Source organism: Pseudomonas sp. IPO3778 (assembly GCF_013386825.1).
Classification (GTDB): domain Bacteria; phylum Pseudomonadota; class Gammaproteobacteria; order Pseudomonadales; family Pseudomonadaceae; genus Aquipseudomonas.
In genome coordinates this window covers 75,962-98,268 of the sequence record NZ_JACARC010000019.1, presented here as the reverse complement: position 1 = coordinate 98,268, position 22,307 = coordinate 75,962, and the positions used below count along the sequence as shown (strand labels likewise).

At 58.0% G+C, this 22,307-nt stretch carries 22 protein-coding genes; all 22 read left to right on the top strand.

Translation table 11 applies throughout. The annotated features are described in order from the left end of the window. Window positions 1-562: 562 nt before the first annotated feature. The 22 genes from rpmH to HX855_RS08190 all read left to right on the top strand — a co-directional run bounded on the left by rpmH (window position 563) and on the right by HX855_RS08190 (window position 22,287). A complete protein-coding gene (gene rpmH / locus HX855_RS08295) occupies window positions 563-697 on the top strand; it encodes a 50S ribosomal protein L34 (RefSeq protein ID WP_003213577.1) in 135 nt (44 codons plus the stop codon). A gap of 16 nt (window positions 698-713) precedes the next feature. After that, window positions 714-1,118 (top strand): ribonuclease P protein component, encoded by a 405-nt coding sequence (gene rnpA / locus HX855_RS08290; RefSeq protein ID WP_309139823.1) that lies wholly within the window; start codon window positions 714-716, stop codon window positions 1,116-1,118. Further along, entirely contained in the window at window positions 1,111-1,356 is a 246-nt protein-coding gene (gene yidD / locus HX855_RS08285) for a membrane protein insertion efficiency factor YidD (RefSeq protein WP_003213574.1), read from the top strand. The genes rnpA and yidD overlap by 8 nt, the downstream gene beginning before the upstream one ends. A gap of 2 nt (window positions 1,357-1,358) precedes the next feature. Continuing rightward, a complete protein-coding gene (gene yidC / locus HX855_RS08280; RefSeq protein ID WP_177090136.1) occupies window positions 1,359-3,041 on the top strand; it encodes a membrane protein insertase YidC in 1,683 nt (560 codons plus the stop codon). 80 nt (window positions 3,042-3,121) lie between these two features. Continuing rightward, window positions 3,122-4,492: a tRNA uridine-5-carboxymethylaminomethyl(34) synthesis GTPase MnmE gene (mnmE, locus tag HX855_RS08275; protein ID WP_177090135.1), complete on the top strand. Its 1,371-nt coding sequence runs from the start codon at window positions 3,122-3,124 to the stop codon at window positions 4,490-4,492. 553 nt (window positions 4,493-5,045) lie between these two features. Next, window positions 5,046-6,938 carry a tRNA uridine-5-carboxymethylaminomethyl(34) synthesis enzyme MnmG gene (mnmG, locus tag HX855_RS08270; RefSeq protein WP_177090134.1) on the top strand — a complete coding sequence of 631 codons (1,893 nt, stop codon included), beginning with the start codon at window positions 5,046-5,048 and terminating at the stop codon, window positions 6,936-6,938. Beyond that, window positions 6,935-7,579 carry a 16S rRNA (guanine(527)-N(7))-methyltransferase RsmG gene (gene rsmG, locus HX855_RS08265; protein WP_177090133.1) on the top strand — a complete coding sequence of 215 codons (645 nt, stop codon included), beginning with the start codon at window positions 6,935-6,937 and terminating at the stop codon, window positions 7,577-7,579. Before mnmG ends, rsmG begins: the two co-directional genes overlap by 4 nt. Window positions 7,580-7,597: 18 nt before the next feature. Continuing rightward, on the top strand, window positions 7,598-8,395 hold the full coding sequence (locus HX855_RS08260; protein ID WP_003213559.1) for a ParA family protein: 798 nt from the start codon (window positions 7,598-7,600) through the stop codon (window positions 8,393-8,395). A gap of 9 nt (window positions 8,396-8,404) precedes the next feature. Continuing rightward, window positions 8,405-9,277, top strand: coding sequence for a ParB/RepB/Spo0J family partition protein (locus HX855_RS08255; protein WP_177090132.1), 873 nt, complete (start codon window positions 8,405-8,407; stop codon window positions 9,275-9,277). Between the two features lie 148 nt (window positions 9,278-9,425). Next, window positions 9,426-9,833, top strand: coding sequence for a F0F1 ATP synthase subunit I (locus HX855_RS08250; protein ID WP_088421950.1), 408 nt, complete (start codon window positions 9,426-9,428; stop codon window positions 9,831-9,833). A gap of 16 nt (window positions 9,834-9,849) precedes the next feature. After that, window positions 9,850-10,719, top strand: a complete 870-nt coding sequence (gene atpB, locus HX855_RS08245; RefSeq protein WP_088421951.1) for a F0F1 ATP synthase subunit A — start codon at window positions 9,850-9,852, stop codon at window positions 10,717-10,719. A 133-nt stretch (window positions 10,720-10,852) separates the two neighbouring features. Beyond that, window positions 10,853-11,110, top strand: coding sequence for a F0F1 ATP synthase subunit C (atpE, locus tag HX855_RS08240; protein WP_002555987.1), 258 nt, complete (start codon window positions 10,853-10,855; stop codon window positions 11,108-11,110). A gap of 56 nt (window positions 11,111-11,166) precedes the next feature. Then, entirely contained in the window at window positions 11,167-11,637 is a 471-nt protein-coding gene (locus HX855_RS08235; protein WP_008439543.1) for a F0F1 ATP synthase subunit B, read from the top strand. 12 nt (window positions 11,638-11,649) lie between these two features. After that, window positions 11,650-12,186 carry a F0F1 ATP synthase subunit delta gene (locus HX855_RS08230; RefSeq protein WP_003213551.1) on the top strand — a complete coding sequence of 179 codons (537 nt, stop codon included), beginning with the start codon at window positions 11,650-11,652 and terminating at the stop codon, window positions 12,184-12,186. 21 nt (window positions 12,187-12,207) lie between these two features. Continuing rightward, entirely contained in the window at window positions 12,208-13,752 is a 1,545-nt protein-coding gene (gene atpA, locus HX855_RS08225; RefSeq protein WP_003213549.1) for a F0F1 ATP synthase subunit alpha, read from the top strand. 50 nt (window positions 13,753-13,802) lie between these two features. Next, on the top strand, window positions 13,803-14,663 hold the full coding sequence (gene atpG, locus HX855_RS08220) for a F0F1 ATP synthase subunit gamma (protein WP_177090131.1): 861 nt from the start codon (window positions 13,803-13,805) through the stop codon (window positions 14,661-14,663). A gap of 27 nt (window positions 14,664-14,690) precedes the next feature. Then, window positions 14,691-16,070, top strand: a complete 1,380-nt coding sequence (atpD, locus tag HX855_RS08215; RefSeq protein ID WP_003213545.1) for a F0F1 ATP synthase subunit beta — start codon at window positions 14,691-14,693, stop codon at window positions 16,068-16,070. Between the two features lie 44 nt (window positions 16,071-16,114). Continuing rightward, complete coding sequence (locus tag HX855_RS08210) at window positions 16,115-16,540, top strand: F0F1 ATP synthase subunit epsilon (protein ID WP_133100649.1); 426 nt, start codon at window positions 16,115-16,117, stop codon at window positions 16,538-16,540. A gap of 115 nt (window positions 16,541-16,655) precedes the next feature. Beyond that, window positions 16,656-18,023, top strand: coding sequence for a bifunctional UDP-N-acetylglucosamine diphosphorylase/glucosamine-1-phosphate N-acetyltransferase GlmU (gene glmU / locus HX855_RS08205; protein ID WP_177090130.1), 1,368 nt, complete (start codon window positions 16,656-16,658; stop codon window positions 18,021-18,023). A 228-nt stretch (window positions 18,024-18,251) separates the two neighbouring features. Beyond that, a complete protein-coding gene (locus tag HX855_RS08200) occupies window positions 18,252-19,019 on the top strand; it encodes a DeoR/GlpR family DNA-binding transcription regulator (RefSeq protein WP_003213539.1) in 768 nt (255 codons plus the stop codon). Between the two features lie 10 nt (window positions 19,020-19,029). Then, the gene (gene glmS / locus HX855_RS08195; RefSeq protein ID WP_177090129.1) at window positions 19,030-20,862 is read left to right on the top strand and encodes a glutamine--fructose-6-phosphate transaminase (isomerizing); all 1,833 of its coding nucleotides are present in this window, start codon (window positions 19,030-19,032) and stop codon (window positions 20,860-20,862) included. A gap of 153 nt (window positions 20,863-21,015) precedes the next feature. Continuing rightward, window positions 21,016-22,287, top strand: coding sequence for a class I adenylate-forming enzyme family protein (locus tag HX855_RS08190; protein ID WP_177090128.1), 1,272 nt, complete (start codon window positions 21,016-21,018; stop codon window positions 22,285-22,287). The last annotated feature ends 20 nt before the right edge of the window (window positions 22,288-22,307 follow it).

Below are 22,307 nucleotides of genomic sequence, written 5' to 3'. Positions count from 1 at the left end.
GGTGAGGCAAAAACAGCCGCCATTGTAGCGGCCAGCCGTCCACTTATCCACATGTAGGTTGCTCACAGGGCGCCAAGAATCAATGCCTTAACTGTAAAAAAGGCGACAAATGGTCTGTGCATAAGCTCTGTGGATAAGCGACCCTAAGCCCGTTGTACAAGTGGGGTCGAAAGTCTGTGGGTAACTGGCCTGTGGATAAGTAGCCATTCCACACACAGCTTATCCGATAGCGCAGCACAGGCAGAGCACCGTTTCTCCCCCGTGTTGTCATTCTCTGTACATCACGTGGAATAAGGCCTGAAGGCAGTTATCCACAGTAGATCGCCTCCCTAGCTTTTATAAGCTTTACAGAAAAGCTTTAAATAACTTCCTTCTTTATTTTTATATCTATGGCATTGCTCGTGAAAGCCGAACCGTCCGGATTCAGTCGAAATGCCTTCCGATATCTAATTAAAGGAAAAGCTGGTTGGAAATTGACCTAGAGGCTTGCTTTCTCTAGAATCGCCGGTCTCTTAAAACGGGGGCCATTCCGGCCCGTTGTGGACGAACCAGGTAACACGCCATGAAACGTACTTTCCAACCAAGCACCATCAAACGCGCCCGTACTCACGGCTTCCGTGCTCGCATGGCCACCAAGAACGGCCGTGCTGTCCTGTCGCGTCGCCGCGCCAAAGGTCGTGCGCGTCTGGCAGTTTGATAATCCGGTACTGGTGGTGAGTCAGGACTTCAGTCGGGAAAAGCGTCTGCTAACCCCCCGGCATTTCAAGGCAGTCTTTGACTCCCCCACCGGCAAGGTTCCGGGGAAAAATCTCCTGCTCCTTGCGCGTAACAACGATCTGGATCACCCCCGTCTCGGGTTGGTGATCGGCAAGAAGAGCGTAAAGCTCTCCGTTGAGCGCAATCGCCTCAAGCGTCTGATGCGCGAATCGTTTCGCCTCCACCAGGAAACTCTGGTTGGTTGGGATATTGTTATCGTCGCGCGCAAAGGCTTGGGGGACGTAGAAAACCCCGAATTGATTCAGCATTTCGGCAAGCTCTGGAAACGTTTGGCTCGTACCAACAAGCCAGCACCCGTTGTCAGCACCGAAACTGTAGGGGTAGACAGTACTGATGCGTAAACTGGCCCTCGTTCCGATCCAGTTTTACCGCTATGCCATTAGTCCCTTGATGGCAAACCACTGTCGTTTCTACCCCAGTTGTTCCTGCTACGCGTTGGAAGCCATAGAAAATCATGGCCTTCTGCGCGGTGGCTGGCTGACCTTTCGTCGTTTAGGTCGCTGTCATCCGTGGAATCCCGGTGGTTATGACCCGGTTCCACCTATCCCTACCTCCCGTTCTTCTTCGATGGCCGAGTAATCATGGATATTAAACGCACGATCCTGATCGTCGCCCTGGCAATCGTGTCTTACTCTATGGTCCTTAAGTGGAACCAGGATTATGGCCAAGCTGCCCTGCCGACTCAGAATGTTGCTACCAATCAGTCGGCGCCGGCTATTCCGGATACGCCACTGGGTAACAATGCTGTCGCCAGTGCCGATGTACCCAGCGCGAATGCCGATACCAGCACCCCGGTAGAAACCCCGGTCGTCACCAATAAAGACCTCATCCACGTAAAAACGGATGTACTGGACCTGGCTATCGATCCGCAAGGTGGTGATATCGCCCAGCTGAAGCTGCCGCTGTATCCACGTCGCCAAGACCATCCGGATGTTCCGTTCCAGCTGTTCGATAACGGCGGCGAACGTGTCTATCTGGCGCAAAGTGGCCTGACCGGCACTGACGGTCCGGATGCTCGTGCTACCGGTCGTCCGGTTTATTCGACCGAACAGAAGACTTATCAACTGGCTGATGGCCAGAACCAGTTGAACGTCGACCTGAAATTCAGTCACGACGGCGTCAACTACATCAAGCGTTTCAGCTTCACCCGCGGTTTGTACGATCTGAAAGTCACTTACCTGATCGACAACGAAAGCGCGAAGCCGTGGACGGGCAACCTGTTTGCCCAGCTCAAGCGTGACAACAGCGCCGATCCTTCTTCCAGCACCGCCACCGGCACCGCGACTTACCTGGGCGCAGCCCTGTGGACAAGTAGCGAGCCGTACAAAAAAGTGTCGATGAAAGATATCGACAAGGGCGCGCTGAAAGAAACAGTCCAAGGTGGCTGGGTTGCCTGGTTGCAACACTACTTCGTGACCGCATGGATCCCGAACAAGGGTGATGCGAACCTGGTTCAAACCCGCAAAGACAGCCAGGGCAACTACATCATTGGCTTTACTGGCCCGACGTTGACCGTCGCTCCGGGTGCCAAGGCTGAAGCCAGCGCTACGTTGTATGCCGGTCCGAAGAGCCAGGCAGTGCTCAAAGAGTTATCCCCAGGTCTGGAACTGACTGTGGATTACGGCATTCTGTGGTTCATTGCCCAGCCGATCTTCTGGCTGCTGCAACATATCCACAGCATCGTGGGTAACTGGGGCTTCTCGATCATCCTGCTGACTATGCTGATCAAGGGGATCTTCTTCCCACTGTCGGCTGCCAGCTACAAGTCGATGGCGCGTATGCGTGCCGTGGCCCCTAAGCTGGCCGCGCTGAAAGAACAACATGGTGATGACCGGCAGAAAATGTCGCAGGCCATGATGGAGCTGTACAAGAAAGAGAAGATCAACCCGCTGGGTGGATGCTTGCCGATTCTGGTGCAGATGCCGGTGTTCCTGTCGCTGTACTGGGTGCTCCTGGAAAGCGTTGAAATGCGCCAGGCTCCGTTCATGCTGTGGATAACTGACCTGTCGATCAAAGACCCGTTCTTTATCCTGCCGATCATCATGGGCGCGACCATGTTCATCCAGCAGCGTCTGAACCCGACGCCTCCGGACCCGATGCAGGCCAAGGTCATGAAAATGATGCCAATCATCTTCACCTTCTTCTTCCTGTGGTTCCCGGCTGGTCTGGTGCTGTACTGGGTAGTCAACAACTGCCTGTCGATCTCCCAACAGTGGTACATCACACGTAAAATCGAAGCGGCTACCAAAAAAGCCGAGGCGTAATTTACTCTGTGGATAACACCACTCAAGACGCCCCCTAGTGGGGCGTTTTGCTTTCCGTCACTTTTACCCGGGTACCCGCCATGAGCGCTCCTCGTGAAACCATCGCCGCTGTCGCCACCGCCCAAGGTCGTGGTGGTGTCGGTATCGTTCGTATTTCCGGCCCGCTCGCCGGCATGGCAGCCCAGGCCATCAGCGGTCGGGAGCTGAAGCCGCGGTACGCGCATTACGGGCCGTTTCTCGGTGCAGATGAAGAGGTGCTGGATGAAGGTATTGCCCTTTATTTCCCGGGACCGAACTCATTCACTGGCGAAGACGTTCTGGAACTACAGGGCCACGGCGGGCCAATCGTTCTGGATATGCTGCTGCAGCGTTGCCTTCAACTGGGTTGCCGCCTGGCACGCCCGGGTGAGTTCAGCGAGCGCGCGTTTCTCAACGACAAGCTCGACCTGGCCCAGGCCGAAGCGATTGCCGACCTGATCGAAGCCAGTTCTGCACAAGCCGCGCGCAATGCGTTGCGCTCGTTGCAGGGCGCGTTTTCCCTGCGAGTGCATAACCTCACCGAGCAATTGATCAGCTTGCGCATTTACGTGGAGGCTGCGATTGATTTCCCCGAGGAAGAAATCGACTTCCTCGCCGATGGCCATGTCCTGGCAATGCTGGATAAAGTCCGTGACGAGTTATCCACAGTACTGCGTGAGGCCGGACAAGGTGCCTTGCTGCGTGATGGAATGACTGTGGTGATTGCCGGCCGGCCCAACGCTGGCAAGTCGAGCCTTCTCAATGCCCTGGCTGGACGGGAAGCGGCCATCGTTACCGAGATTGCCGGCACTACGCGGGATATCTTGCGCGAACATATCCACATCGACGGCATGCCACTGCACGTGGTGGACACGGCCGGGCTGCGTGACACCGATGATCAGGTGGAAAAGATCGGTGTGGAACGCGCGTTGAAGGCCATTACCGAAGCAGATCGCGTTCTGCTGGTCGTGGATGCCACCGCGCCAGAGGCTGCTGATCCGTTCGCACTGTGGCCGGAATTCCTTGAACAACGGCCAGACCCGGCCAAGGTCACGCTGATTCGAAACAAGGCAGATCTCACGGGCGAAGCGATCGCCCTGGAAGTCGGCGAGGATGGCCACGTCACCATCAGCCTGAGCGCCAAATCGGCGGGGGTTGGCCTGGAGTTGTTGCGCGACCATCTGAAGGCCTGCATGGGCTACGAGCAGACCTCTGAGAGCAGCTTCAGTGCCCGCCGCCGGCACCTGGAAGCGCTGCGGCATGCCAGCGCAGCCCTGGAGCACGGTCGGGCACAGTTGACCCTGGCAGGTGCTGGTGAGCTTCTGGCCGAAGATCTGCGTCAGGCTCAGCAGCTATTGGGTGAGATTACCGGCGCTTTCAGCTCCGATGATCTGCTGGGAAGGATCTTTTCCAGCTTCTGCATCGGCAAATAACCTTTCGTTAGTCCTCCAGGCAGGCCATTCGCGCCTGCCTGTTCTGCCCGTTTCAGGGCATTCAATTGTCTTTTCTGAATATCGCGAAGGTTGCGACGGTTTTTTTGCGCCCGGGATTTACCTCGATTGACGCTTTTCTGTGGATTAAGCCCTGTGAATAACCGCCCCTGTGCCCAGTTGATAACAGGGCCTAAAACCTGAGTAAAAACCCCTCTGTGGATAACCACCTGTTTAATCCACAGGCTTAGACCACTTATCCAAGGGCCTCCTTGGCACCTAACCACAGACTTTTGAATCTCTGTACACAACGTAAATAAAGGCTTGTAGAGATCTATCCACAGAAATAGGCCTCAGTAGAAATAAACATAAAAACAAAGATTTAATAAATTTCTCTCTTTTAATTTCTATTGTTCGTGATTCATCCACAGCTGGTTAAATTTTGTGCAAAGGGTTCTTTAGGAAGGGCGAAGTCCCTATACTTGCCGACTCGTTCGAAAACCTGATCTCGAACGCTCATTCCTAATTACCTACAGAAGCAGGCACGAGGTGCGTGGTGGATTTCCCTTCCCGTTTTGAAGTGATCGTCATCGGCGGCGGTCATGCCGGTACCGAGGCAGCACTGGCGTCAGCACGCATGGGGGCAAAAACCCTGTTGCTGACGCATAACGTGGAAACCCTCGGTGCCATGAGCTGCAACCCTGCCATTGGCGGGATTGGCAAAAGCCATCTGGTCAAGGAAATCGATGCCCTGGGCGGCGCGATGGCCATGGCCACCGACAAAGGTGGTATTCAATTTCGCGTATTGAACAGCCGCAAAGGCCCGGCCGTACGAGCCACTCGTGCTCAAGCCGACCGGATCCTGTACAAGGCCGCTGTCCGCGAAACCCTGGAAAACCAGCCGAACCTGTGGATATTTCAACAGGCCGCTGATGATCTGATCGTCGAACAGGACCAGGTACGCGGCGTTGTCACCCAAATGGGCCTGCGTTTCTTCGCAGAATCCGTGGTGTTGACCACCGGAACCTTCCTCGGCGGACTTATCCACATCGGTATGCAGAACTATTCCGGTGGTCGCGCCGGTGATCCGCCGTCAATCGCCCTGGCTCAGCGCCTTCGTGAACTGCCACTGCGTGTCGGTCGCCTGAAAACCGGCACACCGCCGCGTATCGATGGCCGGTCGGTGGATTTCTCGGTGATGACCGAGCAAGCCGGCGACACACCGATCCCGGTCATGTCGTTCATGGGCTCCAAGGAACAACATCCGAAGCAAGTCAGTTGCTGGATTACCCATACCAATGCCCGTACCCACGAAATCATTGCCGCGAACCTCGACCGTTCGCCGATGTATTCCGGGGTGATCGAAGGCATCGGCCCACGCTACTGCCCGTCGATCGAAGACAAGATCCACCGCTTTGCCGACAAGGAAAGCCACCAGGTCTTTATCGAGCCGGAAGGTTTGACTACACACGAGCTGTACCCGAACGGGATTTCCACGTCCCTGCCGTTCGACGTGCAAATCCAGATCGTTCAGTCGATTCGCGGTATGGAAAACGCCCACATCGTGCGGCCTGGCTACGCCATCGAGTACGACTACTTCGACCCGCGTGACCTGAAATACAGCCTGGAAACCAAGGTGATCGGCGGTTTGTTCTTCGCTGGCCAAATCAACGGCACCACCGGTTACGAAGAAGCCGGCGCCCAGGGTTTGCTGGCTGGGGCCAACGCAGCACTGCGTGCACAGGGCAAAGACAGCTGGTGTCCGCGTCGCGATGAGGCGTACATCGGCGTGTTGGTCGACGACCTGATCACCCTCGGCACCCAGGAACCGTACCGGATGTTTACGTCCCGGGCCGAATACCGCCTGATCCTGCGGGAAGACAACGCCGACTTGCGCTTGACCGAAAAAGGTCGCGAGCTGGGCCTGGTCGACGACGTGCGTTGGGCGGCCTTCTGCAAAAAACGCGAAAGCATCGAACTGGAAGAGCAACGCCTGAAAAGTACCTGGGTTCGTCCGGGTACCGAGCAAGGTGATGGGATTGCCGAGAAATTCGGCACGCCGCTGACCCACGAATACAACTTGCTGAACCTGCTGTCCCGTCCGGAAATCGACTACGCTGGTCTGATCTCGGTCACCGGCGGCGGCGCAGAAGATCCACAGGTGGCTGAGCAGGTTGAAATCAAGACCAAATACGCCGGTTACATTGACCGTCAGCAAGATGAGATCGCTCGTCTGCGGGCCAGTGAAGACACCAAGCTGCCTGTGGATATCGATTACACGAACATTTCCGGCCTGTCGAAAGAGATTCAGGGCAAGCTGGGGATAACTCGGCCAGAGACCCTGGGCCAGGCGTCCCGTATCCCGGGCGTCACGCCGGCAGCCATTTCACTGTTGATGATTCATTTGAAAAAACGCGGCGCGGGCCGTCAGTTGGAGCAAAGCGCTTGAGTTCGTTGGTCACCTCGCAACACGCCGAAGAGTTATCCACAGGTGCTCGCCAGCTTGGCGTCAACCTGACCGAAGCCCAGCACGCGTTGCTGCTGGGTTATCTGGCCCTGTTGATCAAATGGAACAAGGCTTACAACCTCACCGCCGTGCGTGATCCGGACGAAATGGTTTCCCGCCATTTGCTCGACAGTCTCAGCGTGATGCCGTTTATCGAAAACGGCCGCTGGCTCGACGTCGGCAGCGGTGGCGGTATGCCTGGCATCCCGCTGGCGATCCTGTTTCCCGAGTCGCAAGTGACGTGCCTGGACAGTAACGGCAAGAAAACCCGCTTCCTGACCCAGGTCAAACTCGAACTCAAGCTGGATAACCTGCATGTTATCCACAGCCGCGTCGAAGCCTTTACGCCTGAACAGCCTTTCAATGGAATTGTTTCCCGGGCTTTCAGCAGCATGGAGAACTTCAGCAACTGGACCCGCCACCTCGGCGACCGTGAAACCCGTTGGCTGGCAATGAAGGGCGTTCATCCAAGCGACGAGCTGTTAGCATTGCCGGCAGACTTCCACCTCGATAGCGAACACGCCTTGGCCGTACCCGGTTGCCAAGGCCAACGCCATCTGCTGATACTGCGCCGCACGGCATGATTGGGAACACAAGCAAGAATGGCTAAGGTATTCGCGATAGCGAACCAGAAAGGTGGCGTGGGCAAAACCACCACCTGCATCAACCTCGCAGCATCCCTGGTCGCTACCAAGCGTCGGGTGCTGTTGATCGATCTCGATCCACAGGGCAACGCCACCATGGGTAGCGGTGTGGATAAACACGGCCTGGAAAACTCGGTCTACGACTTGCTGATTGGCGAGTGCGACCTGGCCCAGGCCATGCACTTCTCCGAGCATGGCGGTTATCAACTGCTGCCGGCCAACCGCGATTTGACCGCGGCGGAAGTGGTGCTGCTGGAAATGCAGATGAAAGAAAGCCGTCTGCGCAGCGCTCTGGCGCCGATCCGCGAGAACTACGACTACATTTTGATCGACTGCCCGCCGTCGCTGTCGATGCTGACCTTGAACGCATTGGTGGCAGCCGACGGGGTGATTATCCCCATGCAGTGCGAGTACTTCGCGCTCGAAGGCTTGAGCGACCTTGTGGATAACATCAAGCGTATCGCCGAGTTGCTCAACCCGAACCTGCAAATCGAAGGCTTGCTGCGGACCATGTATGACCCGCGGCTGAGCCTGATGAACGATGTGTCGGCGCAGCTCAAGGAACACTTCGGCGATCAGCTCTACGACACTGTGATTCCACGCAACATCCGCCTGGCCGAAGCGCCAAGCTATGGCATGCCCGCGCTGGCGTACGACAAGTCATCCCGCGGTGCCATTGCCTACCTGGCCCTGGCCGGTGAGATGGTTCGTCGTCAACGCCGCAATTCACGCACCGCTGCAGCCCAGCCAACTTAAGGAATCCCCATGGCCGTCAAGAAACGAGGTCTCGGACGTGGACTGGATGCACTGCTGAGTGGTCCGACTGTCACGACCCTTGAAGAGCAAGCGGTGCAGGCCGATGAGCGTGAACTGCAGCACCTGCCGCTGGACCTGATCCAGCGCGGCAAATACCAGCCGCGCCGGGACATGGACCCTCAGGCGCTGGAAGAACTGGCGAATTCGATCAAGGCCCAGGGTGTGATGCAGCCGATCGTGGTGCGTCCGATTGGTGCTGGCCGCTTTGAAATCATCGCCGGCGAACGCCGCTGGCGCGCCAGCCAACAGGCCGGCAAGGACACCATCCCGGCGATGGTGCGCGATGTGCCGGATGAAACCGCCATCGCCATGGCGTTGATCGAGAACATCCAGCGCGAAGACCTTAATCCGATCGAGGAAGCGATCGCGCTGCAGCGTTTGCAGCAGGAATTCAAACTGACTCAGCAGGAAGTCGCGGATGCGGTGGGCAAGTCCCGCGTGACCGTGTCCAACCTGCTGCGCCTGATTGCGCTGCCGGAAGTCATCAAAACCATGCTTTCCCATGGCGACCTGGAAATGGGTCACGCCCGTGCTTTGCTCGGTTTGCCGGAAAATCAACAGGTTGAGGGGGCGCGACACGTTGTCGCACGAGGCCTCACCGTTCGTCAGACCGAGGCCCTGGTTCGCCAGTGGCTCAGTGGCAAACCTGCACCGGTCGAAACCGCCAAACCTGATCCGGATATTGCACGCCTGGAGCAGCGCCTGGCCGAACGCCTAGGCTCTGCGGTGCAAATTCGTCATGGCAAGAAAGGCAAAGGGCAATTGGTCATCGGATATAACTCATTGGATGAGCTTCAGGGCGTCCTTGCCCACATCCGCTGAAACAATTGCTTCTGTAGCGCGCAGTCGGAAATCACTACCCGGCAGTTGAATAGGGGCAGAACCGCCCCTATACTCTGCGCGCATTTTGTCGGCACAAATTATGCCAAGTTATTGATTTCCGGCAGCCGACCATTGAGGAGCAAGAGTGATGGAAACCCGCACGCCAAACACGTTGCCGTTCCATCGCTTGGCCGTTTTCCCGGTTTTAGTGGCTCAATTTGTCATTTTACTGATCGCCTCTTTGGCGCTCTGGTATTGGTATGGAGTCGTAGCCGGATACTCAGGACTCTGCGGAGGCCTGATAGCCTTGCTGCCCAATATGTATTTTGCTCACAGGGCCTTTCGGTTTTCCGGCGCCCGAGCAGCCCAGGCTATCGTCCGGTCTTTTTATGCCGGCGAGGCGGGGAAACTGATTTTGACGGCAGTGCTGTTTGCACTGACCTTTGCAGGTGTGAAGCCATTGGCGCCGCTAGCTGTATTCGGCGTCTTCGTGTTGACCCAATTGGTCAGCTGGTTCTCGCCCCTGCTGATGAGAACAAGACTTTCGAGACCTTAGGGCGTTTGAGGCAACCATGGCAGAGACAACCGCTTCGGGCTATATCCAGCACCACTTGCAGAACCTGACCTTCGGTCAGCTACCCAATGGCGGCTGGGGCTTTGCCCACACCGCAGCAGAAGCCAAAGAAATGGGCTTCTGGGCATTCCACCTGGATACTCTGGGCTGGTCTGTCGCATTGGGTCTGATCTTCGTCCTGATTTTCCGCATGGCGGCAAAGAAGGCGACTTCCGGTCAGCCAGGTGCTTTGCAGAACTTCGTTGAAGTATTGGTCGAATTCGTCGATGGCAGCGTGAAAGACAGCTTCCATGGTCGTAGCGCGGTGATTGCACCGTTGGCACTGACCATCTTCGTCTGGGTGTTCCTGATGAACGCCGTCGACCTGATTCCGGTCGACTGGATTCCTCAGCTGGCCATCCTGATCACCGGCGATCACCACATTCCATTCCGTGCGGTTTCCACCACGGACCCTAACGCCACCCTGGGCATGGCCCTGTCGGTGTTTGCGTTGATCATTTTCTACAGCATCAAGATCAAGGGCATCGGCGGCTTCATCGGCGAGCTGACCTTGCACCCGTTCGGCAGCAAGAACATCTTCGTTCAGGCCCTGCTGATCCCGGTGAACTTCCTGCTGGAGTTCGTGACCCTGATCGCCAAGCCGATTTCCCTGGCTCTGCGACTGTTCGGCAACATGTATGCCGGCGAGCTGGTGTTCATTCTGATCGCTGTGATGTTCGGCAGCGGCCTGCTCTGGCTTAGCGGCCTGGGCATTGTTCTGCAGTGGGCGTGGGCTGTGTTCCACATCCTGATCATCACCCTGCAGGCGTTTATCTTCATGATGCTGACCATCGTTTACCTGTCGATGGCGCACGAAGAGAACCATTAAGACCAGTCTCGACTAGTCTGATGTCCCTCCTGGTGAAACGGGAGGGTAGCCCTGAAGGGCTATGAAACGATTTGTTTTACCGCTTTAAAATCTAAAAAACCTAAACCATACGACGTAAAAGTCGGGAGGAAAGATGGAAACTGTAGTTGGTCTAACCGCTATCGCTGTTGCACTGTTGATCGGCCTGGGCGCCCTGGGTACTGCCATTGGTTTCGGCCTGCTGGGCGGCAAGTTCCTGGAAGGCGCAGCGCGTCAGCCAGAAATGGTTCCAATGCTGCAAGTTAAAATGTTCATCGTCGCCGGCCTGCTCGACGCCGTGACCATGATCGGTGTTGGTATCGCTCTGTTCTTCACCTTCGCGAACCCCTTCGTTGGTCAACTCGCCGGTTAATCACTCGTTTTTTCGAGTGATTGGTGTGTTGTGCAACGAACGAGCGAGGTATTGGCGTGAACATTAATGCAACCATTATTGGTCAGTCCTTAGCGTTCTTGATTTTTGTAGTTTTCTGCATGAAGTTCGTATGGCCTCCGGTCATCGCGGCTTTGCACGAACGTCAGAAGAAGATCGCAGACGGACTGGACGCTGCCGCACGAGCAGCTCGCGACCTGGAGTTGGCCCAAGATAAAGCGGGTCAACAACTGCGCGAAGCGAAAGCTCAGGCAGCTGAAATCATTGAGCAAGCCAAGAAACGCGGTAACCAGATCGTTGAAGAGGCTGTTGAAAAAGCCCGTATCGACGCTGACCGTGTGAAGGTTCAGGCTCAAGCCGAGATCGAGCAGGAACTGAACGGTGTCAAAGATGCGCTGCGTGCCCAACTGGGTGCTCTGGCCGTCGGCGGTGCTGAGAAGATCCTGGGTGCCACAATCGATCAAAACGCGCACGCGGAGCTGGTAAACAAACTGGCTGCTGAAATTTAAGCGAGGGCGATCATGGCAGAATTGACCACGTTGGCCCGACCTTACGCTAAGGCAGCCTTCGAGCACGCCCAGGCCCACCAGCAGCTGGCCTCTTGGTCAGCCATGCTCGGCCTGGCTGCAGCAGTGTCGCAAGACGACACGATGCAGCGCGTGCTCAAGGCCCCGCGACTGACGAGCGCAGACAAGGCCGCCACGTTTATTGACGTGTGCGGCGACAAGTTTGATGTAAAAGTGCAGAACTTCATCCACGTCGTTGCCGAAAACGACCGTCTCCCGCTTTTGCCGGAGATCGCCGCTCTGTTTGACCTGTACAAGGCCGAACAAGAGAAATCGGTAGATGTTGAAGTGACCAGTGCTTTTGCATTGAACCAAGAACAGCAAGACAAACTCGCCAAGGTTCTCAGTGCACGACTCGACCGGGAAGTGCGCCTGCAAGTTGCGGAGGATGCCACCCTGATTGGTGGTGTCATCATTCGCGCCGGCGACCTGGTTATCGATGGCTCGATTCGCGGCAAACTCGCGAATCTTGCCGAAGCATTGAAATCTTGAGTTTGAAGGGGCAGCAGAGCAATGCAGCAACTCAATCCTTCCGAAATAAGTGAAATTATCAAGGGCCGCATCGACAAGCTCGATGTGACCTCCCAAGCCCGTAACGAAGGCACTGTCGTCAGCGTATCTGACGGCATCGTGCGGATTCACGGTCTGGCCGACGTAATGTACGGCGAGATGATCGAGTTTCCGGGCGGCGTCTACGGTATGGCTCTCAACCTGGAGCAAGACTCTGTAGGTGCCGTTGTATTGGGCTCCTACCAGACTCTGGCTGAAGGCATGAGCGCCAAGTGCACAGGCCGCATCCTGGAAGTTCCGGTGGGTAAGGAACTGCTGGGTCGCGTTGTCGACGCACTGGGTAACCCAGTTGACGGCAAAGGTCCGCTGAACAACACCGAGACCGATGCGGTCGAGAAAGTTGCTCCAGGCGTGATCTGGCGTAAGTCGGTAGACCAGCCTGTACAGACTGGCTACAAGGCTGTCGATGCCATGATTCCTGTCGGCCGTGGCCAGCGTGAGCTGATCATCGGTGACCGTCAGATCGGTAAAACCGCTCTGGCGATCGACGCGATCATCAACCAGAAAGACAGCGGGATTTTCTGCGTCTACGTAGCCATTGGTCAGAAGCAATCGACCATCGCCAACGTGGTTCGCAAGCTGGAAGAAAACGGCGCCCTGGCTAACACCATCGTCGTGGCCGCCAGTGCTTCCGAATCCGCTGCACTTCAGTTCCTGGCACCGTACTCCGGTTGCACCATGGGCGAATACTTCCGCGACCGCGGTGAAGACGCGCTGATCGTTTATGACGATCTGTCCAAGCAAGCAGTGGCTTACCGCCAGATTTCCCTGCTGCTGCGCCGTCCACCAGGCCGTGAAGCTTACCCAGGCGACGTGTTCTATCTCCACTCCCGTCTGCTGGAGCGCGCATCCCGCGTTTCGGAAGAATACGTAGAGAAGTTCACCAACGGCGCAGTGACCGGCAAAACCGGTTCCCTGACCGCATTGCCGATCATCGAAACCCAGGCTGGCGACGTTTCCGCGTTCGTTCCGACCAACGTGATTTCCATCACCGACGGTCAGATCTTCCTGGAATCGGCCATGTTCAACTCCGGGATCCGTCCTGCAGTGAACGCCGGTGTTTCGGTATCCCGTGTGGGTGGTGCCGCTCAGACCAAGATCATCAAGAAGCTCTCCGGTGGTATCCGTACCGCTCTGGCTCAGTACCGTGAACTGGCGGCATTCGCCCAGTTCGCTTCTGACCTGGACGAAGCGACCCGTAAGCAACTTGAGCATGGTCAGCGCGTTACCGAGCTGATGAAGCAGAAGCAATACGCACCAATGTCGATCGCTGACATGGCGCTGTCGCTGTATGCCGCTGAGCGTGGGTTCCTGACCGACGTTGAAATCACCAAGGTCGGCAGCTTCGAACAAGCGCTGATTGCTTACTTCAACCGCGATCACGCCGAATTGATGGCGAAGATCAACGTGAAGGGTGACTTCAATGACGACATCGACGCTGGCATCAAAGCCGGTATCGAGAAGTTCAAGGCCACCCAAACCTGGTAAGCCGCAGCGGGGGCCGCGAGGCTCCCGCTTGCTAACCTGATAGGTGTTACATGGCAGGCGCAAAAGAGATTCGCAGTAAGATTGCGAGCATCAAAAGCACGCAAAAGATCACCAGCGCCATGGAAAAAGTGGCGGTCAGCAAAATGCGCAAGGCACAAATGCGCATGGCTGCTAGCCGTCCCTACGCGGAGCGTATCCGCCAGGTTATTGGTCATCTGGCCAACGCCAACCCGGAATATCGCCACCCGTTCATGCTCGACCGTGAAGTTAAGCGCGTCGGTTATGTCGTGGTGAGCAGTGACCGTGGTTTGTGCGGTGGTTTGAATACCAACCTGTTCAAGGCCCTGGTCAAGGACATGGCGGTAAACCGCGAAAAAGGCGTCGAGATCGATCTGTGTGTGGTCGGTAGCAAGGGTGCGGCCTTTTTCCGCAACTTCGGCGGTAACGTCGTTGCAGCTATCAGCCACCTGGGTGAAGAACCGTCGATCAATGATTTGATCGGCAGCGTCAAAGTGATGCTGGATGCATACCTGGAAGGCCGGATTGACCGCCTGTCCGTGGTATCCAACAAGTTCATCAACACCATGACGCAGCAGCCTACCGTGGAGCAGTTGATTCCATTGGTGGCCACCCCGGAACAAGAACTCAAGCACCACTGGGACTACCTCTACGAACCAGACGCCAAAGAGCTGCTTGACGGCTTGATGGTGCGCTACGTGGAGTCGCAGGTGTACCAGGCGGTGGTCGAGAACAACGCGGCTGAACAAGCTGCGCGGATGATCGCGATGAAGAACGCTACCGACAACGCCGGTGATTTGATCAGCGATTTGCAGCTGATCTACAACAAGGCGCGTCAGGCTGCGATCACCCAAGAGATCTCGGAAATCGTCGGCGGCGCTGCCGCGGTTTAACGGTTCAAATATTCAGAGGATCCAGCTATGAGTAGCGGACGTATCGTTCAAATCATCGGCGCCGTTATCGACGTGGAATTCCCACGCGACAGCGTACCGAGCATCTACAACGCTTTGAAAGTCAAAAGCGATGCAGGCACCACCCTGGAAGTTCAGCAGCAGCTGGGCGACGGCGTGGTTCGTACCATTGCAATGGGTTCCACCGAAGGCTTGAAGCGCGGTCTGGAAGTCACTGACTCTGGCGCAGCCATCTCCGTACCGGTCGGTAAAGCGACCCTGGGCCGGATCATGGACGTCCTCGGTAACCCGATCGACGAAGCCGGTCCAATCGACACCGAAGAGCGCTGGGGCATTCACCGTCCTGCGCCTTCCTTCGCGGAACAAGCGGGCGGCAACGACCTGCTGGAAACCGGCATCAAGGTTATCGACCTGGTTTGCCCGTTCGCCAAGGGCGGTAAAGTCGGTCTGTTCGGTGGTGCCGGTGTAGGCAAAACCGTAAACATGATGGAACTGATCCGTAACATCGCCATCGAGCACAGCGGTTATTCCGTGTTCGCCGGTGTGGGTGAGCGTACTCGTGAGGGTAACGACTTCTACCACGAGATGAAGGATTCCAACGTTCTGGACAAAGTGGCACTGGTTTACGGTCAGATGAACGAGCCGCCGGGTAACCGTCTGCGCGTAGCACTGACCGGCCTGACCATGGCCGAGAAGTTCCGTGACGAAGGTAACGACGTTCTGCTGTTCGTCGACAACATCTATCGTTACACCCTGGCCGGTACTGAAGTATCCGCACTGCTGGGCCGTATGCCTTCCGCAGTAGGTTACCAGCCGACCCTGGCCGAAGAGATGGGTACTCTGCAAGAGCGTATCACTTCGACCAAAAACGGTTCGATCACCTCGATCCAAGCGGTATACGTACCTGCGGATGACTTGACTGACCCGTCGCCAGCGACCACGTTCGCCCACTTGGACGCCACCGTCGTACTGTCCCGTGACATCGCCTCCCTGGGTATCTACCCAGCGGTCGATCCACTGGACTCGACTTCGCGCCAGCTGGACCCGAACGTCATCGGCCAGGAACACTACGACACCGCTCGCGGCGTCCAGTACGTTCTGCAGCGTTACAAAGAACTGAAGGACATCATTGCGATCCTGGGTATGGACGAGCTGTCGGAAACCGACAAGCAGTTGGTATCCCGCGCTCGTAAGATCCAGCGCTTCTTGTCGCAGCCGTTCTTCGTGGCTGAAGTCTTCACCGGTGCCTCGGGTAAATACGTTTCCCTGAAAGACACCATTGCTGGCTTCAAAGGCATCCTCAACGGTGACTACGACCACCTGCCAGAACAAGCGTTCTACATGGTCGGCGGCATCGAAGAAGCGATCGAGAAAGCCAAGAAACTGTAATTCCGGCGCCCGGTAACGGGCGCTAATCAGGTTGAGGCAAGCAGATGGCTATGACATTCCATTGCGATATCGTCAGCGCGGAAGGGGAAATCTTCTCCGGTCAGATCGAGAGTGTGATTGCACACGGCGAACTGGGCGACCTGGGTATTAACTTTGGCCACGCGCCATTGATTACATCCTTGAAGCCTGGTCCGATCACTCTGACCAAGCTGGGCGGGGAAAAGGAGGTGTTTTACATCTCCGGTGGTTTCCTCGAGGTTCAGCCGAACATGGTCAAGGTACTTGCCGACACCGTGCAACGTGCTGCCGACCTGGATGAAGCCTCCGCTCAGGAAGCCGTCAAGGCTGCCGAGAAGGCCCTGAACGAAAAAGGCGCAGATTTCGACTACGGTTCTGCTGCTGCACGTCTGGCCGAGGCCGCAGCTCAGCTGCGCACCGTCCAGCAGATCCGCAAGAAGTTTGGCGGTTAAGCCGTCAAGCCTCATGTGTGATTGATTAAAAAGGGTAGCCTCGGCTACCCTTTTTCTTTTTTTGCGAAACACTTCTTTGGTCTGAAGTCTGACCGCCCAGGATTGGTAGCCATTCATGTCTCTCGAAATCGTAATTCTCGCCGCAGGCCAGGGTACCCGCATGCGTTCGGCCCTGCCCAAGGTGCTGCACCCGGTTGCCGGCAACTCGATGCTGGGCCATGTTATCCACAGCGCCCGGCAGCTTGATCCACAGCGCATTCATGTGGTGATTGGCCACGGAGCCGACGTGGTGCGTGAGCGTCTGGCGGCGGACGACTTGAATTTCGTCTTACAGGACAAGCAATTGGGTACCGGCCACGCCACCGCGCAAGCCGTGCCATTCATCAAGGCCGACACCGTACTGATCCTCTACGGTGACGTGCCGTTGATCGAAGTGGAAACCTTGCAGCGCCTGCTCAAGCACGTCGTGCCAGGCCAGATGGGCCTGCTGACCGTCGAGCTGGACGACCCGACCGGCTACGGCCGCATCGTGCGCAACGCTGACGGCAAGGTCGCCGCCATCGTCGAGCATAAAGATGCCAGCGAAGCCCAGCGTGCCATCACCGAAGGCAACACCGGGATCCTTGCCGTGCCGGCCGATCGCCTGGCTGACTGGATGAGCCGCCTGTCCAACAACAACGCCCAGGGCGAGTACTACCTGACCGACGTCATCGAGATGGCCGTCAGCGATGGCTTGGTGGTCGCCACCGAGCAGCCCCACGACCCGATGGAAGTGCAGGGCGCCAACGACCGCAAGCAACTGGCCGAGCTGGAGCGCCACTATCAACTGCGTGAAGGCCGCCGCCTGATGGCGTTGGGCGTTACGCTGCGTGATCCGGCACGTTTCGACGTGCGGGGTGATGTCACTGTGGGCCGCGACGTGCTGATCGACATCAACGTGATCCTCGAAGGCCGTGTGGTCATTGAAGACAACGTGGTCATCGGCCCGAACTGCGTGATCAAGGACAGCACCCTGCGCAAAGGCGTGGTGATCAAGGCCAACAGCCATATCGACGGCGCAGTGATGGGTGAGGGCAGTGATGCGGGTCCGTTTGCGCGTCTGCGTCCGGGCAGCGTGCTGGGGGCCCGGGCCCATGTGGGTAACTTTGTAGAACTGAAAAACGCACAAATGGGCGATGACGCCAAAGCCGGGCACCTGGCTTACCTCGGTGATGCCGTGATTGGTGCGCGCACCAACATCGGCGCTGGCGCTATTACCTGTAACTACGACGGTGCCAACAAGTACCAGACGACCATTGGCGAAGACGTGTTTATCGGCTCCAACAACTCGTTGATTGCGCCCGTCACCATTGGTGATGGTTCAAACACAGCGGCAGGCTCCACCATCAACCAGGATGTGGATAAGTCCCAACTGGCGGTGGCCCGTGCCCGCCAGCGCAACATCGACGGTTGGAAGCGCCCGGTCAAAATCAAGAAGACCTGAGTTATCCACAACTCGGACACACTGTAGTACCCCTGTGGGAGCGGGCTTGCTCGCGAAAGCTGTCTTTCAGTTGATACATGCGCTGACTGACACACCGCGTTCGCGAGCAAGCCCGCTCCCACATGTTTATCTGTGTTGATTCAAAAAATTCAGTCGCGTGCTTGACCATTTTGATCGAATAGGTTTTGATTGCCTTCGTTATCTTTCGAAACGAAACTTATCATCACCATGTCGAAACGAAATACACCCCAACGTCGCCACAACATCCTTGCCATGCTCACCGAGCAGGGTGAAGTCAGTGTGGATGAACTGGCCAAACGTTTCGAAACCTCGGAAGTGACCATCCGCAAGGACTTGGCGGCCCTCGAAAGTAACGGCCTGTTGCTGCGTCGCTACGGTGGCGCGATCACCATGCCCCAGGAGCTGGTCGGCGACCCGGCCCAGCCCATTTCGGCCTACAAGCGCGCCATCGCCCGTGCGGCCGTCCGGCGTTTGCGTGAACACGCACGCATCATCATCGACAGCGGCAGCACCACCGCCGCCATGATCCCCGAGTTGGGCCACCAGCCCGGCCTGGTGGTGATGACCAACTCCCTGCACGTGGCCAGCGCCCTGAGCGACCTGGAACACGAGCCGGTACTGCTGATGACCGGCGGCACCTGGGACCCGCACTCGGATTCGTTCCAGGGCCAGGTCGCCGAACAAGTACTGCGTTCCTACGATTTCGACCAGCTCTTCATCGGCGCCGATGGCATCGATCTGGAGCGCGGCACCACCACCTTCAACGAATTGCTGGGCCTGAGCCGCGTCATGGCCGAGGTGGCCCGCGAAGTGGTGGTGATGGTCGAGTCCGACAAGATTGGCCGCAAGATCCCCAACCTGGAACTGCCCTGGAGCAGCGTCCATACCCTTATTACCGATGATCGCCTGCCGCTTGAGGCCCGCGACCAGATTCAAGCCCGCGGCATCACGCTGATTTGCGCGGCAGTCATCTAGGAGAGAAACCATGTGTGGAATTGTTGGCGCAGTCGCTGAACGAAACGTCACCGCCATTTTGCTCGAAGGCCTCAAACGCCTGGAATACCGTGGCTACGACAGCGCCGGTGTGGCGCTCTTTACCAACGCCGGCAAGCTGGAGCGCATGCGTCGCCCGGGCAAGGTCAGCGAACTGGAACAAGCCCTGGCCGGTGAGCCGCTGATCGGCCGCCTGGGTATCGCCCACACCCGTTGGGCCACCCACGGTGCACCGTGCGAACGAAACGCTCATCCACACTTCTCCGGTGACCTGGCGGTCGTGCACAACGGCATTATCGAAAACCACGAAGTGCTGCGTGAACAGCTGAAAGGCCTGGGCTACGTCTTCACTTCGGACACTGACACCGAAGTCATCGCCCACCTGCTGAACCACAAGCTCAAGGACCTTGGCGACCTGACCAACGCCCTCAAGGCCACCGTCAAGGAATTGCACGGCGCCTACGGCCTGGCCGTGATCAGCGCCAGCCAGCCCGACCGCCTGGTCGCCGCCCGCAGTGGCAGCCCGTTGGTGATCGGCCTGGGCCTGGGCGAGAACTTCCTCGCCTCCGACCAACTGGCCCTGCGCCAGGTCACCGACCGTTTCATGTACCTGGAAGAAGGCGATATTGCCGAAATCCGCCGCGAAAGCGTGTCGATCTGGGACGTTAACGGTCAGTCTGTTGAACGTGAAGCGGTGCAGTACCGCGACGGTGCCGAAGCCGCCGACAAGGGCGAGTTCCGCCACTTCATGCTCAAGGAAATCCACGAGCAACCGGCTGTGGTGCAACGCACCTTGGAAGGCCGCCTGAGCCAGAACCAGGTATTGGTACAAGCCTTCGGCCCGCAAGCCGCCGAGCTGTTCGCCAAAGTGCGCAACGTGCAAATCGTCGCCTGCGGCACCAGCTACCACGCCGGCATGGTCGCCCGTTACTGGCTCGAAGAACTGGCCGGCATCCCGTGCCAGGTCGAAGTCGCCAGCGAATTCCGCTACCGCAAGGTGGTGGTGCAGCCCGACACCCTGTTCGTGACCATCTCCCAGTCCGGCGAAACCGCCGACACCCTGGCCGCCCTGCGCAACGCCAAGGAACTGGGTTTCCTCGGTAGCCTGGCGATCTGCAACGTCGGCATCAGCTCCCTGGTGCGCGAGTCCGACCTTACCCTGCTGACCCAGGCCGGTCGCGAAATCGGCGTGGCGTCCACCAAAGCCTTCACCACCCAGTTGGTCGGCCTGCTGCTGCTGACCCTGTCCCTGGGCCAGGTGCGCGGCACCCTGGAAGATGGCGTCGAAGCCAAACTGGTGGAAGAACTGCGCCGCCTGCCGGCCCGCCTGGGCGAAGCCCTGGCCATGGACAGCACCGTGGAAAAAGTCGCCGAGCTGTTCGCTGACAAACACCACACCCTGTTCCTCGGCCGTGGCGCGCAATACCCGGTGGCCATGGAAGGTTCGCTCAAGCTCAAGGAAATCTCCTACATCCACGCCGAAGCCTACCCGGCCGGTGAGCTCAAGCACGGCCCGTTGGCGCTGGTGGATGACGACATGCCCGTCGTGACCGTCGCGCCGAACAACGAACTGCTGGAGAAGCTCAAGTCCAACCTGCAGGAAGTGCGCGCCCGTGGCGGCCAACTGATCGTGTTCGCGGATGAGAAGGCCGGCATGACCAATGGCGAAGGCACCCACGTCATCAACATGCCGCACATCCACGACACCCTGTCGCCGATCCTCTACACCATCCCGCTGCAACTGCTGTCGTACTACGTGGCCGTGCTCAAAGGCACCGACGTTGACCAGCCGCGCAACCTGGCGAAATCGGTGACAGTGGAGTAAGCCTCACCCGTAGCATCAAAACCCCCGTTCTTCGGGGGTTTTGCTTTTTCAGGGGCCAGGAATCTTCACGGAATAAACCGCCAGCACCGCGTGTTTCCTTGTGGAGCCTGCGCACCGTTGCGCAGTCCCCGACCTGGCCCCTGGAAAACGTCCATGCTGACTTGCTTCGCTGATGCGCAAACCCTGTCGCCTTCTGAAACACCGCTGCACGCGCTGTTCCGCCATGCCGCCGAGCGGCCCAACGCCATCGCCCTGATTGCCGGCGGTGACGTCTGGTCCTATCACCGCCTTGCCAGCGAAGTCGTGTGCCTGAGCACCGGATTACGCCGTGCGGGGATTCGTCCGGGGGACCGCATTGTCCTGTCTGTCAGAACGTCACCGGTGTACGCGGTGTTTATGTTTGCCGCGATGCTGACGGGCGCGATCGTGGTGCCGCTGAAGGTCGAGTTCAAGCCCCGTGAGCTCAACGAGTTCCTGGGTTGGCTGCGCCCCGCGTTGTTTGTCCATGAAACGGAATTGCAGGACGTTGTCGCCCAACTTGAGACGACGCACACCCGTACCTTCGACGCTGGCGACCGTGGCCCCAGCTCCTGGCGCCATTTGTTGGCCTATGCCTCCCGTGCGGAGGCCGTGCTGCCTGTGGATATCGACTCCACCTTCCTGCTGCTCGCCACCTCCGGCACCACCGGCATGCCCAAGCTGGTGGCCTACAACCAGCGTGTGATGTCCCACGTGATCGGCTCCTTGGTGGGCTGGTCGCTTGGGCCTGATGCGCGTGTCATCGGCAGCACGCCGGTGGCTCAGGTGTCGGGGACGCTGCTGATGTTGGCGTCGGTGGTCCACGGTGGCCAGGCCGTATTGATCAGCCATTTGGACGCCGATGCCGTGCTCGATGCCGTCGAGCAATGCGGCGCTACCCGCCTGTTTGTGCCGCCGGGCATCTGCATGCCGATGGTGGAGGCGCAGCGCACGCGGCCACGGGACGTCAGCTCGCTGCGCCTCTGCGGGGTGGGTGGCGATACGTGCCCGGTCCAGATTGCCGAGGTTTTCGAAAGCACCTTCAACCTCAAGCTGGGCAACACCTACGGGTTGACCGAGTGCATTGGCAGCACTGTCTTCGGTGAGGATCGCCGGGCCCTGCGCGGGGTGCCGGGCCGCACGCGACTGGTGGATGCGGCAGGGGTGGCGGTGGCTCAAGGCACGGTTGGCGAGCTGCAGTTGCGTGGCCCGAACCTGAGCCTCGGCTACTGGACCGGCCCCGGCGACATCATCAGCCACACCCGCGACGGTTGGTTCGCCACCGGCGACCTGATGCAACAGGACGTCAAGGGTGACTACTGGTTTGTCGGGCGCTGTTTACCGGACATCGGGTTCTTGCCGTTTCTGTGGACTAATTCCGGGAGTATTCCTCCGCTTTACCCCTAGAATGCGCCCTGTGGATAACT

Excerpts from the sequence above, each read along its gene's own strand:
- rpmH (WP_003213577.1), top strand. The coding sequence starts at position 563 with ATGAAACGTACTTTCCAACCAAGCACCATCAAACGCGCCCGTACTCAC.
- yidD (WP_003213574.1), top strand. The coding sequence starts at position 1,111 with ATGCGTAAACTGGCCCTCGTTCCGATCCAGTTTTACCGCTATGCCATT.
- yidC (WP_177090136.1), top strand. The coding sequence starts at position 1,359 with ATGGATATTAAACGCACGATCCTGATCGTCGCCCTGGCAATCGTGTCT.
- mnmE (WP_177090135.1), top strand. The coding sequence starts at position 3,122 with ATGAGCGCTCCTCGTGAAACCATCGCCGCTGTCGCCACCGCCCAAGGT.
- HX855_RS08260 (WP_003213559.1), top strand. The coding sequence starts at position 7,598 with ATGGCTAAGGTATTCGCGATAGCGAACCAGAAAGGTGGCGTGGGCAAA.
- HX855_RS08255 (WP_177090132.1), top strand. The coding sequence starts at position 8,405 with ATGGCCGTCAAGAAACGAGGTCTCGGACGTGGACTGGATGCACTGCTG.
- HX855_RS08250 (WP_088421950.1), top strand. The coding sequence starts at position 9,426 with ATGGAAACCCGCACGCCAAACACGTTGCCGTTCCATCGCTTGGCCGTT.
- atpB (WP_088421951.1), top strand. The coding sequence starts at position 9,850 with ATGGCAGAGACAACCGCTTCGGGCTATATCCAGCACCACTTGCAGAAC.
- atpE (WP_002555987.1), top strand. The coding sequence starts at position 10,853 with ATGGAAACTGTAGTTGGTCTAACCGCTATCGCTGTTGCACTGTTGATC.
- HX855_RS08230 (WP_003213551.1), top strand. The coding sequence starts at position 11,650 with ATGGCAGAATTGACCACGTTGGCCCGACCTTACGCTAAGGCAGCCTTC.
- atpA (WP_003213549.1), top strand. The coding sequence starts at position 12,208 with ATGCAGCAACTCAATCCTTCCGAAATAAGTGAAATTATCAAGGGCCGC.
- atpG (WP_177090131.1), top strand. The coding sequence starts at position 13,803 with ATGGCAGGCGCAAAAGAGATTCGCAGTAAGATTGCGAGCATCAAAAGC.
- atpD (WP_003213545.1), top strand. The coding sequence starts at position 14,691 with ATGAGTAGCGGACGTATCGTTCAAATCATCGGCGCCGTTATCGACGTG.
- HX855_RS08210 (WP_133100649.1), top strand. The coding sequence starts at position 16,115 with ATGGCTATGACATTCCATTGCGATATCGTCAGCGCGGAAGGGGAAATC.
- glmU (WP_177090130.1), top strand. The coding sequence starts at position 16,656 with ATGTCTCTCGAAATCGTAATTCTCGCCGCAGGCCAGGGTACCCGCATG.
- HX855_RS08200 (WP_003213539.1), top strand. The coding sequence starts at position 18,252 with ATGTCGAAACGAAATACACCCCAACGTCGCCACAACATCCTTGCCATG.
- glmS (WP_177090129.1), top strand. The coding sequence starts at position 19,030 with ATGTGTGGAATTGTTGGCGCAGTCGCTGAACGAAACGTCACCGCCATT.
- HX855_RS08190 (WP_177090128.1), top strand. The coding sequence starts at position 21,016 with ATGCTGACTTGCTTCGCTGATGCGCAAACCCTGTCGCCTTCTGAAACA.